The organism is Bacillus sp. JCM 19034 (genome assembly GCF_001310635.1).
GTDB lineage: Bacteria > Bacillota > Bacilli > Bacillales > Bacillaceae_D > Halalkalibacter.
In genome coordinates this window covers 13,132-28,272 of record NZ_BAXR01000024.1, presented here as the reverse complement: position 1 = coordinate 28,272, position 15,141 = coordinate 13,132, and the positions used below count along the sequence as shown (strand labels likewise).

At 33.9% G+C, this 15,141-nt stretch carries 17 protein-coding genes and 1 pseudogene; 15 read left to right on the top strand and 3 right to left on the bottom strand.

Annotated elements, in window-relative coordinates:
* Positions 1-45 precede the first annotated feature (45 nt).
* The 6 genes and pseudogenes from JCM19034_RS18590 (at position 46) to JCM19034_RS18565 (ending at position 4,533) form a co-directional block, all read left to right on the top strand.
* Positions 46-603 carry a histidine phosphatase family protein gene (locus JCM19034_RS18590; protein WP_062052134.1) on the top strand — a complete coding sequence of 186 codons (558 nt, stop codon included), beginning with the start codon at positions 46-48 and terminating at the stop codon, positions 601-603.
* Between the two features lie 179 nt (positions 604-782).
* Positions 783-1,424: pseudogene (locus JCM19034_RS18585) on the top strand (HD domain-containing protein).
* A 787-nt stretch (positions 1,425-2,211) separates the two neighbouring features.
* A complete protein-coding gene (locus JCM19034_RS24320) occupies positions 2,212-2,340 on the top strand; it encodes a hypothetical protein (RefSeq protein ID WP_269431731.1) in 129 nt (42 codons plus the stop codon).
* 18 nt (positions 2,341-2,358) lie between these two features.
* Positions 2,359-3,153, top strand: coding sequence for a class I SAM-dependent methyltransferase (locus JCM19034_RS18575; protein WP_062052130.1), 795 nt, complete (start codon positions 2,359-2,361; stop codon positions 3,151-3,153).
* A gap of 500 nt (positions 3,154-3,653) precedes the next feature.
* On the top strand, positions 3,654-4,148 hold the full coding sequence (locus JCM19034_RS18570; RefSeq protein WP_062052128.1) for a GNAT family N-acetyltransferase: 495 nt from the start codon (positions 3,654-3,656) through the stop codon (positions 4,146-4,148).
* Between the two features lie 169 nt (positions 4,149-4,317).
* Positions 4,318-4,533: a hypothetical protein gene (locus JCM19034_RS18565; protein WP_062052127.1), complete on the top strand. Its 216-nt coding sequence runs from the start codon at positions 4,318-4,320 to the stop codon at positions 4,531-4,533.
* 23 nt (positions 4,534-4,556) lie between these two features.
* Here JCM19034_RS18565 and JCM19034_RS23600 read toward each other — a convergent pair whose 3' ends face one another.
* Both JCM19034_RS23600 and JCM19034_RS23595 read right to left on the bottom strand, forming a co-directional pair.
* Positions 4,557-5,129, bottom strand: coding sequence for a LysR family transcriptional regulator substrate-binding protein (locus tag JCM19034_RS23600; RefSeq protein WP_231687038.1), 573 nt, complete (start codon positions 5,127-5,129; stop codon positions 4,557-4,559).
* 22 nt (positions 5,130-5,151) lie between these two features.
* Positions 5,152-5,445 (bottom strand): LysR family transcriptional regulator, encoded by a 294-nt coding sequence (locus tag JCM19034_RS23595; RefSeq protein WP_231687037.1) that lies wholly within the window; start codon positions 5,443-5,445, stop codon positions 5,152-5,154.
* Positions 5,446-5,562: 117 nt separating this feature from the next.
* Here JCM19034_RS23595 and JCM19034_RS25365 point away from each other — a divergent pair, with 117 nt between their 5' ends.
* The 7 genes from JCM19034_RS25365 to JCM19034_RS18530 all read left to right on the top strand — a co-directional run bounded on the left by JCM19034_RS25365 (position 5,563) and on the right by JCM19034_RS18530 (position 11,508).
* Positions 5,563-6,132 (top strand): hypothetical protein, encoded by a 570-nt coding sequence (locus JCM19034_RS25365; protein WP_370622223.1) that lies wholly within the window; start codon positions 5,563-5,565, stop codon positions 6,130-6,132.
* A gap of 8 nt (positions 6,133-6,140) precedes the next feature.
* A complete protein-coding gene (locus tag JCM19034_RS25360; RefSeq protein ID WP_370622221.1) occupies positions 6,141-6,905 on the top strand; it encodes a 3-phosphoshikimate 1-carboxyvinyltransferase in 765 nt (254 codons plus the stop codon).
* Positions 6,906-7,353: 448 nt separating this feature from the next.
* On the top strand, positions 7,354-7,581 hold the full coding sequence (locus JCM19034_RS18550) for a hypothetical protein (RefSeq protein WP_062052125.1): 228 nt from the start codon (positions 7,354-7,356) through the stop codon (positions 7,579-7,581).
* Positions 7,582-8,087: 506 nt separating this feature from the next.
* Positions 8,088-8,465, top strand: coding sequence for an ACT domain-containing protein (locus tag JCM19034_RS18545; RefSeq protein ID WP_062052123.1), 378 nt, complete (start codon positions 8,088-8,090; stop codon positions 8,463-8,465).
* A gap of 252 nt (positions 8,466-8,717) precedes the next feature.
* Positions 8,718-10,169, top strand: a complete 1,452-nt coding sequence (locus JCM19034_RS18540; protein ID WP_062052121.1) for a diguanylate cyclase domain-containing protein — start codon at positions 8,718-8,720, stop codon at positions 10,167-10,169.
* 44 nt (positions 10,170-10,213) lie between these two features.
* On the top strand, positions 10,214-10,663 hold the full coding sequence (locus JCM19034_RS24315; RefSeq protein ID WP_269431730.1) for an EAL domain-containing protein: 450 nt from the start codon (positions 10,214-10,216) through the stop codon (positions 10,661-10,663).
* A gap of 269 nt (positions 10,664-10,932) precedes the next feature.
* Entirely contained in the window at positions 10,933-11,508 is a 576-nt protein-coding gene (locus JCM19034_RS18530) for a GNAT family N-acetyltransferase (RefSeq protein ID WP_062052117.1), read from the top strand.
* 44 nt (positions 11,509-11,552) lie between these two features.
* Here JCM19034_RS18530 and JCM19034_RS18525 read toward each other — a convergent pair whose 3' ends face one another.
* The gene (locus JCM19034_RS18525) at positions 11,553-13,103 is read right to left on the bottom strand and encodes a BCCT family transporter (protein WP_062052115.1); all 1,551 of its coding nucleotides are present in this window, start codon (positions 13,101-13,103) and stop codon (positions 11,553-11,555) included.
* Positions 13,104-13,651: 548 nt separating this feature from the next.
* Between JCM19034_RS18525 and JCM19034_RS18520 the strand changes: the two genes are divergently transcribed.
* Positions 13,652-14,095, top strand: a complete 444-nt coding sequence (locus JCM19034_RS18520) for a VOC family protein (RefSeq protein WP_062052113.1) — start codon at positions 13,652-13,654, stop codon at positions 14,093-14,095.
* Positions 14,096-14,214: 119 nt separating this feature from the next.
* On the top strand, positions 14,215-15,006 hold the full coding sequence (locus JCM19034_RS18515; RefSeq protein ID WP_062052111.1) for a DUF2935 domain-containing protein: 792 nt from the start codon (positions 14,215-14,217) through the stop codon (positions 15,004-15,006).
* Positions 15,007-15,141 lie beyond the last annotated feature (135 nt).

Here is a 15,141-nt window from a genome sequence, read left to right as displayed (position 1 = left end):
TTCAACCGTCGGATGCATTTCTAAGCAGATTTAGAAGGAGTTGACATGAAAGTGACTAATTTATATTTTGTTAGGCACGCACACTCTACCTATACCCCCGATGAATTAAATAGACCTTTATCGGAAAGAGGATTTACTGATGCAACACGTGTTACAAATTTATTAAAAACAGAGGAAATTGATATTGTTATTTCAAGTCCATATAAACGAGCATTTCAAACTGTCGAAGCGATAGCAGAATACATAAATACAGAAGTTGAAATTATAGAAGGATTTAAAGAACGTACGTTAACCACTGTACCTGCCAACGATTTTACTCTTGCCATAACAAAAGTATGGGAGGACTATAACTTTTCGTGGGAAGGTGGTGAGTCTAACATTGCCGCTCAAAAAAGAGGTGTCGAAGCAACCTTTAATATACTAGAAAAGTACGAGGGTAAAAATGTCGTTATCGGAACACATGGAAATATTATGGTTTTAATCATGAACTTCTTTGACAAACAATATGATTTTTCCTTTTGGCAAAATCTCGCTATGCCAGATATTTATAAATTAACTTTTGATGGTAGAGAGCTAATAAATGTAGAAGGGTTATGGGGATAGAGTCATTCCTTCAACATACGTTCACTTTTTGGGGTTTTTGACTGACTGCTATGAAGATTAACTAATAAGTTCTGGAGCTATTCTTCAAGAAGGAGAATAGCTCTTTCTTATTGAATATGAGTATAGAGAAACGCTAACTATTCCATAAATGGTAGTTTTTGATTAGTTGAGGTGAAGGTATGAATTATATTTTGGATAGAGCCTATGCTAGAGAATTACTTGAATAGGCGAATCAATTAAACCAAGGGCCGTGGTTTAATCATTCGGTTAATGTGGCAAAAGCTACAGAAAACATTTTACTAGAATTGAATAAAAATGGACACGACCTTAATGTTGACTTAGGGTATAATGCAGCTCTATTGCATGATATAGGTAGATATAAAGGATTTACGAAATCTGTTATCCACTCATATGATGGGTATATTTATATGAAGGAAAAAGGTTTTACTGGTAATGCGATAATATGTGTTACTCATTCATTTCCATGTAAAAATGAACATATTGAGAATGCTGCTGAATGGCACCTTGTGCCAGGATATATGAAGGATCAATTGATTGAAATACTTAATGAGAATAGTGACTATGATTTTTACAACAAAGTAATTACTCTATGTGATGCTCTTGCTGATGCTGAGGGTTTTACCACACTAGAAAAAAGGCTGGTTTCCGTCGGCTTGCGTCATGGTACCAATTCACATACTTCCTTGCATTGGAAAGGGTTTTATTCTATTAAAAAAGAGTTAGAAAAACATCTAAATAAAAGCATATATAAATTACTTCCGAATGTAGAAAAATCAATTTATACCAATATCGATTATTGATTAGCCATTTAATAGTAACAAAGGACATGTCGGTTATGGAAGCGGTAATTTTTAGCGTCGATAAGGTGGCACACTATTTTTCCAAGTAGAGACTTTTAAATAGGTAAAGAAAGAACGAATCTATATGCTTCAATTTATATATTGTTTTTATGGTTGTTCGACAACTACAATGTTATTAATTAAATACGTTTGCATGAGTATGATCTTATATTAGATTCATATTAAACAACGGGCTGTGTAGTTGATGTAAAGTCAAGGAAGGTTGAATATTTTAAATGACTAATAATAAATCAAAAAGAATCAATTTATGGATTCCATTGTTATTATTACTTTTTAACATCATCTTTATTTCATTTTTGGTTGAAGAGTTATTAGATGCTTCTGAACCGAATTATGGATTTTTAGGTTTTTTAACACCAATAATTGCTTTAGTTTCCCTTTTGTATATTAAAAAATTTAAAAGAGAAAATCTTAGTTATTTAGTGCGAATTATACAGGGGTTAAATTGGGTCTTCATAATTTTCCCAATAGTTTGTTTTTATGATTTTTATTTTTAGCTTTTCTATAATAATTTGTTGTAACCTATTGAACAAACGGGTGCTAATCTTCAAGAAAGAGGTTAACTGATCGCACTGGAGTAACCTTTAAATGGATAGCTAGTGTAGAAGTTAGTCCTGATGTAGAACCATCGGTCGGTATGATTTCATATGAACTTCCTATTTAGTATCTAAGCTGTTGTGACAAGTTTAATAGAGAATCTGAAATATAAGGACTAGGGGGGATATTTTTGTTGCTTTTAATTGGCTTTGTTGTGCTAATATTTGCTCTTTTAGCGATAGAAGGACAACTAAAGAAGGGATATAAGCAGAATGAAGAAATAATTAAATTGTTAAAGGAAATAAAGGAAAAGCGATGATCAGAGAGGAATGGGTTAATGATAGATTACGGTAAACACTTGTTTGAAGGAACAGCAAGATATTATTCGCAGTATAGACCTATTTATTCAGCTTCTTTAATAAGGTTCTTAATTAAAAAGTTTTCTCTCGATGGGAAAGGGAATATGCTTGATTTAGGCTGTGGAACGGGGCAATTAGCATTCAGGTTCTCCGATTGGTTTGAAGGGATAGTCGGGATTGATACAGAGCCTGAAATGATAAAGGAAGCAAAACGTCTTAGCAAAGAAATTAGAGTTGAAAATATTGAATTCTTTAATGGAGTTCTTGATAATTATAAAGTTAATTCAAATAAAGTCTTTAGATGTGTAACTATTGCAAAGGCATTTCACTGGATGGACAGGGAGAAGGTACTAGATACGTTATACGGTATGGTTTCCGATGAAGGCGGAATTGCTATAATTGACAATTTTTATCCTAATAAAGATCTTTTACCTTGGCAAAAGAAAGTCAATGAAATAGTAAAACAATGGTATGGAAATGAACGAAGAGCAGGTAATTCTACATACTCTCATCCAACTATTAGTCATCAGGAAATTGTAGCAAAGTCAAGATTCAATTTGAAAAGTTATCAAATTCCTGCTTATGAGCAATTATGGTCAATAGAATCTATAATAGGCAACTTATATTCGACTTCCTATGGGTCTAAAAGGTTTCTAGGAGATAACGTAAATTCTTTTGAACAACATTTAAAAGAAGAATTGTTATCAATCGAAAAAACAGGTGTATTTAAAGAACAAATAAACACAAGGGTTATTCTAGCTCTAAAAAACTAACTAAGGGTTTTCTTATCTAACAAACGGGTACATTCCTTCAACGAGAGCTGACTTTTCTTCTTCAACTAACGGAGCAGCATTCCTGTAATAACTGAAAATCACGTTTGAACAAAAAAACCTCTTGATAAGATGAGTTTGTCGTGAGCTGGCCAGCTTAAAAAGGACAAAACATCTACTTGGAGGCCTCTTAATGAATTATAACCAAAATCATAAAACCGCTCAAATCATACCTGAAACGCTAATAATAGGTTTAGATATCGCAAAACACAGTCTTTTTTTCCGGAAATTCGTTACCATTGAGAGTTTAAACTGAGGTTGTATAGAACCTGCTTAATGATTTACCTATGTAAACCTGAGAATACTAGAGGAAATGTGAGATTATGATTAGTTTATTGAGGGAGTTTAGTGGAAATAGAAGGTATGTAAGGCGTTATTTTAGAAGCTGTTTTATTCTAATAAATGGGTATTAAACATGACAGAAAAGGAGTGACCTGACCATCGTGAAATATTCAATTAGACCATTCGAGCAGAGAGATATGTCGTTCTTATGGGAAATGCTGTATCAGTCTATATTCGTCCCTGAGGGGCAACATCAACCTAGTCGAGAAGAAATATTGAAAGAACCAAACATAGAGAAATACCTTAAAAACTGGGGTAGGAACCATGACCACGCATTGATTGCCTTGGATGGGGAAAATAATCTAGTAGGGGCAGTTTGGATAAGGTTGTTAAATGGTGAAAATGCCGGCTATGGCTTCGTAGACGACGATACACCTGAACTTGGAATGGCGATTATGTCACAGCACAGGGGGAAAGGAATTGGCAAGCATTTGTTGTCAGAAATGATTTGTTTTGCGCGTTCTATTGGTTACTCGGCCTTATCATTAAGTGTTGACCCTCATAATAAAAAAGCATTGTATATGTACGAAAAGAGCGGATTCATAAAATTATATCAAGACGATGGCGGTTCGTGGACAATGAAAAAGGATTTGTAACACGATATCAGATAAATGGGGCATCTCTTTAACAAGGATAGCCTTTTCGTTAGTAACAACAGGCTCCATTAGTTGAACCTAAAGCAGTCGCATTAGTAAAGAATAATTTATGTTCCTGTTGAGAATCCTGAATTATCCTCAAAATGGTATCAAGAAATGTTAGGAGCAATTGAAAAATATAGAAATTCTGATGGCAATCTTGAACTTTGCGAATCAAAGTTTTTTCCTTGTTAAATCCAAGGGAGCAGAGAAGGCCACTTTTCAAGATCATAAAGGAAATGAGCATTTTTTAATGACATTTGAAGTAGATGGAATTGAACAATTAAGGGGATTTCATTCTGTTCTGACTAAAAAACCAAGAAAGAATATAAAAGGGCAACCATAATATCAGTTTGCCCTTTTCAAAATTTAATAATGGCTTGTTTCAACTAAATGGTTAAAAAAATTGTTTGCTGCCACTGACAAAGGAATCTCGTTTCTTGTTATTAGCCCAATTTTTCTGTTTTCTATTTGTTCATTTAAGCACACTTCAATTAATTCCCCTTCAGATAATTCTTTTAAAACCAATTCTTTAGTGACAAATGCAATCCCCATTCCAATTTTTGCACATTCAATTAACAATTCAACACTACCCACTTCAATGTCTGGTTTTACTTCCAATCCTTTTCTTGAAAATATTTGATTAAGAAATCTCCTAGAGCTACTTGTTTCAGAGAAAGAGATTATTGGGTATTTCAACATCTCTTCAAGTGAAACAGGTTTCTTAGCCAACTCGTGATATTTTTTCCCCACTATAAAGGTACTGCTAATACTTAAATAATCGGTTACTTTTATTTGATTTTCGTCAATTGGTAAATGAACAATCCCAATATCAATAAGTCCATTCACTAATTTATCTAATATTTGAGGTGTCGAGCCATGTTGTAGCTTAATCTGAATTTCTGGAAAGAGGCCTTGAAATGTTTGTATATTTGGTAGCAAATAATGTTTACATGTTGAATCACTACCACCAATTGAAACATGACCACTTTTTTAAATTCTTTAACTCTGAAATCTTTTGTTCAGCAGTATCAATTAATCCAAGAGCTGGACTAATATATCTAAATAGAGTTTCACCCTCTTGTGTCAATGTAACGCCTTTTGAGGTTCTAACAAACAATTGAATACCAAGGCTTTCTTCCAACTGTTTGATTGCATGACTAACGCTTGGTTGTGTTATATATAACTTTTTCGCGGCCTTACTGAAGTTCTTTTCCATAGCCGTAACATAAAAAACACGATACAGATCTAATTGCATGATATAGATACCACCTATAACTGTTATGGGTTATATTAATATCGTTTATACCTTAATCATAATTATAATAAATATATAGAAAATAATAAATAATTTGTTAATAAGGGGAGTTAGGAATTGGAAAAGAATATTTTTGATGTAAAAGCCCGTAGCCCATGGACACCATTAAAAGGTGTAAATGTAATAAGTGTTTCACCAAGTAAAAGGAGAATAGATGGAACAATTACTATTCCTGGGAGCAAAAGTTTCACTAATAGAGCTCTAATTATAAGTGCTTTAGCGAATGGCAAGTCAAAAGTTAAAGGTATTTTAAAAAGTGATGATTCCTTTTGGTGTTTAGATTCCTTGAAAAAGTTGGGTGTAAATATAGAAATCCAAGGAGAGGCAGTTTTCATTGAGGGAAATGGTGGCAATTGGGAATCAGGTAATTTGTATATTGGTGCAGCAGGAACCATTGCACGATTTTTGCCTGGAGCGTTAGCAGTTTCTGGTGAAGGGACTTGGGAAATAGAAGCCAGCGAAAGTATGAGTAAAAGACCTGTTTCACCCTTAGTAGATGCTTTAAGGGAGCTTGGTGCTGAAATAACATATCTAAGTAATGAAGGTTACTACCCGTTGTTAGTACAAGGAAAAGAATTAACTGGAGCGAGGTCAGCCTTTCGGGTAATATTTCTAGTCAGTTTATAAGTGGTCTATTGATTGCTGCACCTTATTTGAAAGATACGGTCACAGTCAATATTAATGATCATATAGTTCAACATTCATATGTACTTCTAACTTTAGAATTAATGGAGAAATTTGGTGCAAAAGTTCAATATGATAACGGACTAAAGAAAATAGTAGTATATCCTTCGAGGTACACTCCCCAAGATGTAAATTTAGAAGCGGATGTTTCAACTGCTTGTTACTTTCTTGCCCTTGCAGCAGTGACAAATGGTAGAATACGAATTGATAATCTAACTTGTGCAACAAAGCAACCAGATATTAAAATGGTTGATGTCCTTGAACAAATGGGATGTAAAGTAACAAAGGGTTCATCATTCATTGAATTAGAGGGGGTAACCCAATTAAAAGGTGGATTTGAAATCTCTATGAGGGAGATGTCTGATCAGACATTAACATTGGCAGCAATTGCGCCATTCGCAGATGGACCAATAACCATTAAAGATGTTGAACATATACGTCATCATGAATCGAATCGAATTAGTGTAATATGCGAATCACTAGCTAGGTTAGGAATTAAAGTAGAGGAATTTAAAGATGGATTAAAAGTATATCCAGGTAACCCGAAGCCCACTTTACTAAATACGCATGATGATCATAGAGTTGCAATGTCATTAGCACTTATCGGTTCAAGAGTTGATGGGATACAAATAAATGATCCAGGATGTGTTTCTAAAACCTGTCCTCAGTATTTTACGTTGTTGGAAAGCTTAGGTTTAAACATAATTCAACATTAAATAATTTCCGAGTTCTTCAGAAGATGGTCGCCTTTTTTATTCCATAAAAAAATTGTGAAAAAATATACTTAAAGTAGAACGGAAGCATTAGTTTAACATAGAGATTTAAATTGTTGTACGTATTTTTTGTAATAAAATGGTATAATTTTCTTTAAGAATTGATATGAGGCGTTGTTTATGAAAATGACAAAAACTACAAGTGGGGTTCTATTAATTTAAGGGAATGGGTATCAAGCCCCTATAAACTACGTGATCCCTTACTTATAAAATGGGAGGATTATAATTTGAAAAATATTCAACAAACGAGTTTGATTACGTTGACAATTAATGAGGTAGATCTGGTGTAATTGATTATGAAATAGCAGAAGTCAACGTTAACATATTTGAACTTTGTTATTGCTCCACTAGTGTTTTAAGTGAAGTATTCACTAAAGAGGAATTAAGGGAAATGTGGTTAGAATTTGTTGGAAAATTAATAGCTAGCTATAATCAAGTTAATCCTTTATCGTCTAATGAAAAAGCGTCTATTTGGTACGTAATGCTGTGTATTCAAACTATATTTATGGCTTATTTTTCAAATAATGAAGACTTTTTCAAAATGAACAAAGAAATGTTTCAATGGATTTTTGAAAATAGAAATCTAATAGAAGGTAAAATTATACTTAATATAAAATAAAGGTAGTGTTTGTTTGCTGGATGTATTTAAACAAACGGGAGCTTAAGTTGAACGAGCATTATATTAAAAGAGGGCAAAATATTTATTAATGTTTTGGCTTTCTGTATTTCTAAACCTAGTTATTACCAATAGAGTTGAACATGTTTTAAACAAATGATCTCTTCTTTAGAGGATAATTTCGAGTTGAAAAGAACACCTATTTCCAGTAAAGTGTTTCATTTTAATTGGCGGTCCATGGGGGTGGGAATTCTTTATATTTTGGTTTTATAGCATTCAAATTAAACAAATGGCGTTATTACGTTCAATGAAATGAGGTTGTGTCTTTATAGACTAATCACAATTGTAGCTAATTGCGTCTCTATCAACTTAAAGCACTGCTGAATAGCATTAATAATCTCCCCTATGTCTGTCTAGGAGAACCATTGAAAAATTATAAACGACGTTTTCAGAGTTTATATAAAATATGTTATTTTATAGTATATAACATTTATTAAGGGTGGATGAACATGAATTTAGTTATATTGGACACGATACTCTCTGTTGTGAAATTGCCACCAACAGAAGAAGTACCATCTTGGGCAGGTAAAGGCGAATTCATTTCGATTACACGCACTAACGAAGAGCTGTCTATTGTATGTCCAACATCTAATGTTCCAAAAAGCCTTCTAAAGGACGTGGAGCATGATTGGATGTGTATGAAAGTAGAGGGTGTATTAGATTTTGGCTTAACTGGAATATTATCTTCATTAGCTAATCCATTGGCGGAAAATAAAATAAGTATTTTTGCAATTTCTACTTTTAATACGGACTACTTGTTGATTAAAGTACATTCCATAGAAAAAGCAAAATCAGTTTTAGAGAATGCTGGGCATACATTTATTTAGTGTAAAAAGTTACATAACAAACGGGCACTTTCCTAGAACAAGGATAAGTGCTCTTTTTCCTTATTAGAGACTGGAACATAATGTCCGGTCAACCAGGGAAATCTAGCTTACCATAACATACGAACGGGGGCATTTCTTCAAGAAGGGGTAATGCTTCTTTGTGGAAGTTATATTAATAACGGAGTAAGTTTGTTAAAATAAATGTTAAAGTAGAGTCGTAGATATATAGTCTATTAAGTATGAATCTGTCGAATGACAAAAAATAAGAGAAGAGATTTAACAGAAAAAGAGGTGTCTTCTAACTGTTACCCTCTTTATAGTAATGTTGCAACATATTATCAGGTATTTCACAAATGTTTACAAAGGGCTGAAAAGATGAAATATACTTGGCGAATTATCTGTACAGCAATTATGCTAATTTCAAATACAATCTCTATTATTAATTTCCGGGAATTTTCCGTTTTGGTTGTATATGTTGTTATAAACACAATAATAGCTTGGTTTATCGGTTATTTTATTGACAAATATCAGTTCTCAAAAAGGGAGTTCGGTTCAACTAGAACGGTATTGGATAATTATTCATTCGCTCTTGACTCTGTAATAGATGCAATTGGTATTACGAAAGAAAATGGAAAGTTTGAATTTGTCAATGAAGCACATATCCAGCTTTATGGGTATAGTAAAGAAGAGTTTCAAACAAAAACTTGGCAAGAATGCTATTCAAATGAAACGATAGAAGAATTAAATAAGGTAGCTGTTCCTGATTTACTTAAACATGGAAAGTGGAGAGGGGAAGCAATTGGGATAAGAAAAGATGGTTCGACCTTCCCACAGGAAATTGCCTTGTCTTTTATAAAAGACACAAACAAAGTGTTATGTGTAGTTCGAGATATTACTCATCATAAACAACAAATGGATCAGATCCAATATATTGCTGAACATAACGACTTAACAGATTTACCGAATCGTCGTAGATTACTGAGGGATCTTGAGAACTACAAGAAAGAGGCCAAAGCTGCATCTTTGCTATTTATTGATTTGGATCGATTTAAAATGGTAAATGATACATTGGGTCATGACATCGGTGATATCTTGTTGAAAAAGGCAGCCGACAGATTGAAGTCCTTTCAAAGCGAGCACATTAATGTCTATCATCATGGAGGGGATGAGTTTATCGTTCTTATCCAAAGGAATTCTTATAAGGAAGTCCAAAATTCTGCTAATAAAATGATAAACCTTATAAAAGAACCCTATTATATTAATGGAAACGAAATAGTTATTACAACTAGTATAGGAATAAGTCGATATCCTGACGACACTGCTAATTTCAGTGACTTAATCAAATTGGCGGATACTGCGATGTATTATGCAAAATTAGAGGGGAAAAATGCCTTTAAATTCTTTAATATAGATCTTAAATTGCAGCTTGAGAGAAATGCAAAAATCGAAGCAGAATTACGAAGGGCCATTCAAAGAGAAGAATTTTCTATCTGTTATCAGCCCAAATTCAACTTATCGAATTTAGCATTAGTGGGGATGGAGGCTCTCATTAGATGGGAGAATCCAAATTTGGGAACGGTTTCTCCCGTGGAGTTTATCCCAATTGCCGAGGATACAGGTTTGATTAATGAAATAGGAAATTGGGTCATCGAAGAAGTACTTAGTCAAATGAGTAAGTGGCAAGCAAAGGGATATCCTCAGTGAAAATATCCGTTAATGTCTCACAAAGACAGTTCAGAGACAAACAATTGGTTGATTTTATCAAGTCTAATTTACACGCAAATAGAATAGAAGCGAAGTTTTTTGAAATAGAAATTACGGAGAGTGTAATAGAGAATTCCGAACTCGTTATTCCACAATTAAATTCACTAAAGAGACTAGGTGTCGGTATATCAATTGACGACTTTGGAACAGGATATTCATCTCTTCATTTTGTTAATAAGCTGCCAATTGATACTTTGAAAATAGACAAATCATTCATTCGTGACATGCTAGGAAATGATAATGAAGGTTTATTAGTAAAGGCCATTATAGATATTGGAAATACATTAAAGCTTACTGTTGTTGCTGAAGGAATTGAAACGGAGAAACATCTTAATAAACTAGTGCAATTAAATTGTTCTTTAGGACAAGGTTATTACTTTAGTAAGCCATTAAGGGCATCTGAACTAGAATTAAAATATTTAAAAAAGGATTAATCAATTTGCATAATTACCTAACAGCCATTCCAGTATATTTATATATGCTGGATATTTGCTTATAGCCCAATACATTTCACCTGCATTATCAAAGCTTTCTGGTTCATGCAAATCAAATCATTAAATTGCTTTCACGTCTATCTCAGAATGAAACCTCTCAAGTATAATCAAAACTGAATGAACTTATGGTGTGATAGCACAAGAAACAGAGCCGTTCACTAACGAAGCAGGATTCTTCGATAAAAAGTTACAATACCGGGGGAATTTATATGGAAACATTAATAACTGAAAGATTAATATTGCGAGAATGGAAAGAAACTGACAGTGAAGACTTATATGAATATGCTAAAAGTGAAATCGTAGGTCCTAATGCTGGTTGGCCACCGCATAAAAATGAAGAAGAAAGTAAAGAGATTATAAATATGTTTATAAGAAATAATGATACATATGCTGTTGTTTTAAAGGCGGAAAATAAGGTTATTGGAAGTTTAGGACTTCACGATAGAAAACCAGATGATCGTCTTGTCGAATTAAAGCAAAGGGAAATAGGGTATGTGCTAAATCCTGAATATTGGGGAAGAGGATTGATTCCAGAGGCAGTCAATCGCTTAATTAAACATGGGTTTAATAAACTAAATTTAGATTTAATTTGGTGTGGTCATTTTCATTTTAATCATAACTCAAAACGAGTAAGCGAGAAATGTGGGTTTAAATATAGATTTCAGAAAAAGGAAAAATTAAAGTTGTTAAATGATAAGGAAGTTACTACTTTATATTATTGTATGTTTAAATCTGATTATATGGAGCATAGTGATATAAAGAAAGCACCCCCAATTGACGACTAAGAGTAATCTATCAATTAGGGATGTTCCCATGTTTATATTTTTACTTACTCTTCTTTTGTAGATTCAGCAGAAGGTGCTATCGTTTGTTCTCTAGCCATCTGCTTGACAATTTTTGGTGCACTCCATAGTGGTGGAAGTAGTAAAATTGATACAGGTACTGCTGTTACTACTATAAAGTTTTGTAATGCCTGTATACTTCCTTCACCAATAGTTAGTAGTACGACGGATAATATACCGAATAAAACGACCCAAAAAACTCTTAGCCATTTTTGTGGATGTTCTGTACCTTGAAGGGTTACTGCTACTGTATATGAAATGGAATCAACTGTAGTTGATACAAACACAATACTAACGATTAAGAACCCTATTGCTAACCATAACCCCATTGGAAGTTGTTCCGTAATGGCCATTACGGTCGCGGGCATTCCACCATCACTTAGTGGGTTTGAAATGGAACCTGGACTATTTAGCTCATAAGATAATCCTGAACCACCAACAACAGAAAACCAGAAATTACTTACTAATGGAGCAATAATCGATACTGCTATGATCAGCTCCCTAATCGTGCGACCACGTGATATTTTACTAATGAAAATAGCCATCATTGGTGCATATCCTAAAAACCAGCCCCAGAAGAATATAGTCCAATAACCAAGCCAAGCTTGATCCCCGCGATATAAATTCATTTCGAAAAAGTGCTGTAATTGAAATGCTTGAGCACTAATAAAAGAATCTATTAAAAACATTGTTGGACCAATAATGAGAATGATTACTGCTATTAATACAACAAATATAACATTTAATCGACTTAAGAATTGAATACCTTTGTCAACACCACTCGCTACAGATATAGCAGCAATAAGGATTAGAGATCCAACAACGATAACATTCGTAGCCAAAGTATTTGGAATATCAAATAAAAAATGTAGGCCATATCCAATTTGCAGACCTAAAAAGCCGATAGGCCCCATTGTACCTGCTGCAACTGCGATAATTGAAACAATATCGGCAGTTGAGCCAATGATACTTTTATTAAAAACCTTTTCTCCGAGAATAGGATATAAAATTGCACGTGGTTTAAGTGGGTATCCTTTATGATAATGTGCATACATGAGGACAATTGATGTTAAAGTACCTAAACACGCCCAAGCTAGGAATCCCCAGTGTACAAAGCTTTGTGATAAAGCTGGTATAATTGCCTCGAGTGGTGTCATCCCATTATTCTCAAACAACGGGGGAGTTGTAACAAAATGATAAATTGGCTCTGATGCAGCCCAAAATACACCACCACTAGCTAGAAGCGTACATAAAATCATAGAAATCCAACGGAAATAACCATTCTCAGGCTTCTCCATTTTACCTAACTTCATCTTTCCATATCTTGAAAAAGCTAATATCATTCCAATTGCAAAATTCCCTAGTAATAATAATTGCCAATAAGCACCGAAAAATGTTACTGACCAATTGAAGGATGCAGTTACCCAACCTTCAACCATAGCAATGTCAATTAGTGAAAAAATGACAAAGAGGAATAAAAACCCTCCACTAACAGCAAATGTAGTCCAGTCCATTTTCAAATTCTTTATTGTTTTCATTCTTTTCCTCCCATAAAGTATAACGAAACGAGAACGTTATTGTAGTCTTCCATTAATTATCCTTAAATGTCTTGAGGAAAAGCTTACGGAACTGAAGTGCCACTTGCTCTCTTACGAACACGTATACACCTATAATAGTCGTCTAAGATAATTTCACCCGACTTTCTTTTTATAAATTTATTTCTTATCCGAATGTTAACAGTTCAATATTATAGTTATAAAATATTATTCAGTCAAATGGCTTTCACTTTTTTTGGGAGAGGGAGAATAGTGCGTCTGAGAGAATAGAATTCGGAAAAGATGGTACAAAGAAGTCAAAACACAGAAGTTCCTTTTGCTGTGCAATAAGCTTTGACCTAATATTTGAAATAAAGAACATTGTCGTTCTCTTTTTTCGTAACTAGAGTCTTTAATGTAACAGTACCTCACAGGAAGAGGTATTTTTTATGCCTTCCATTTGGATATATGTGGTATTATTGTAGTGTGTTATTCAGTGTAAAGAATGGAAATATTATCAGGCCAATGAATAGGTTAAAGGGGTGCAAAAAATGAACGTGCAACAGAAAGGGAAATTAGGGAAAACAATTCAAGTACGCTTAGTCTCTGACTTAAAAAAATCACAAGAATACTACCGTGATGTGCTTGGATGTGCAATTGACGATTGGGGACACGCAGAACGAGATGAAATGACTTTCATTCTACAGCAGGCGAACTCCTTACAGGATATTCAGCCTAACACTGTATCAAAAAAACGTTCAAATTATCCGACAGAGTGGGAAGGGCCTGAATTTGGTTGGGACACGTTTATTCACGTTAGTTGGGATCATTTGGATTCTCTAGTTGAAGAATTTCGAGGGAATGGTGGAAATATTGCAGTCGAGCCCTTTACTAATGCACACGGGAAATGGGAGTTTAAAAATGCGTGTCTAAAAGACCCCGATGGTTACAATATCGTATTCGGTGCAATGCGAGAAATCAGCAAGAATAATTAGGTATAAGTATTTAAAATAAACTTCTAAACGATCGGTCTAATTAATGGAAGTTCCAGTTATTGGACGATTTATTTACTACATACATATGAGAGGAGATGGAAAAATAAGGAGGAGAAAAAATGGCAAATCCGATTGTTGCTCGATCTTTAGATGAAATTCAATTTTGGTCAAGGATTATGAAAGAACATGCTTTATTTTTAAGTTTAGGATTCACCTATGAGCATCAGCAATTAATTGATGAAGCAAATCAGTTTATTACATTGTTCGAAAGAATTGAGGAGAGGCTAGCAAGATTTACGGTGAATTCAGATTTACGCCAAGTCCAAGCCTTCAATACTGAGGTTTATCAAGCGGCTGCAGCAATATGGAGTTATAAAAGAAAGGTATTAGGATTAACGTTACGGTGCGAAATCCGTGGAAGCAACAATTATCCTTTATTAGTAGACCATATTAGTAGAGAAGCTGCATACTTTGCCAATCGCTTAAAAGAACTAAACGAAGGCAAATTAGCCCCAACCCAAGATGCTATCATTGAAGAAAATGTATTCTTCTTAAAAATAATGGCTGATCATGCTAAGTTTATTGGTCATCTTTTAGACCCTTCAGAAAGGAAATTAGTTGAACAGGCTAGAGAATTTAGTCATGATTTTGACCAACTAGTTTTTCAGGCGATTGATTTAGACTCAATGCGACCACAATCTGAAACGGAACCAATACTAAGTCAATTTTTAGACCAAAATAAAGTATCAGTTGCTTCATTAAGAGATTTTAAGAAAACAGCTAGAGAGTTAATCGAAGCATGTCGTATTAAGAGCAACATTCACCCTCTCCTTGCTGACCACACATTTAGAGAAGCTGAAAGATTTTTAGAAATTATAGATTTATTCGAAAGCAGTTTGGAAAGAACATGATTTTCTATCTACCGATGACGTATTTTAGTATAGTTGAACCATTAAAAAGACGATTGCTTTTTATAGCGATCGTCTTCTCTTTTAGTTCTTTCAAGGTAAGAACTCTAGATGTCATCAAGTCGTACTCTATTCGTC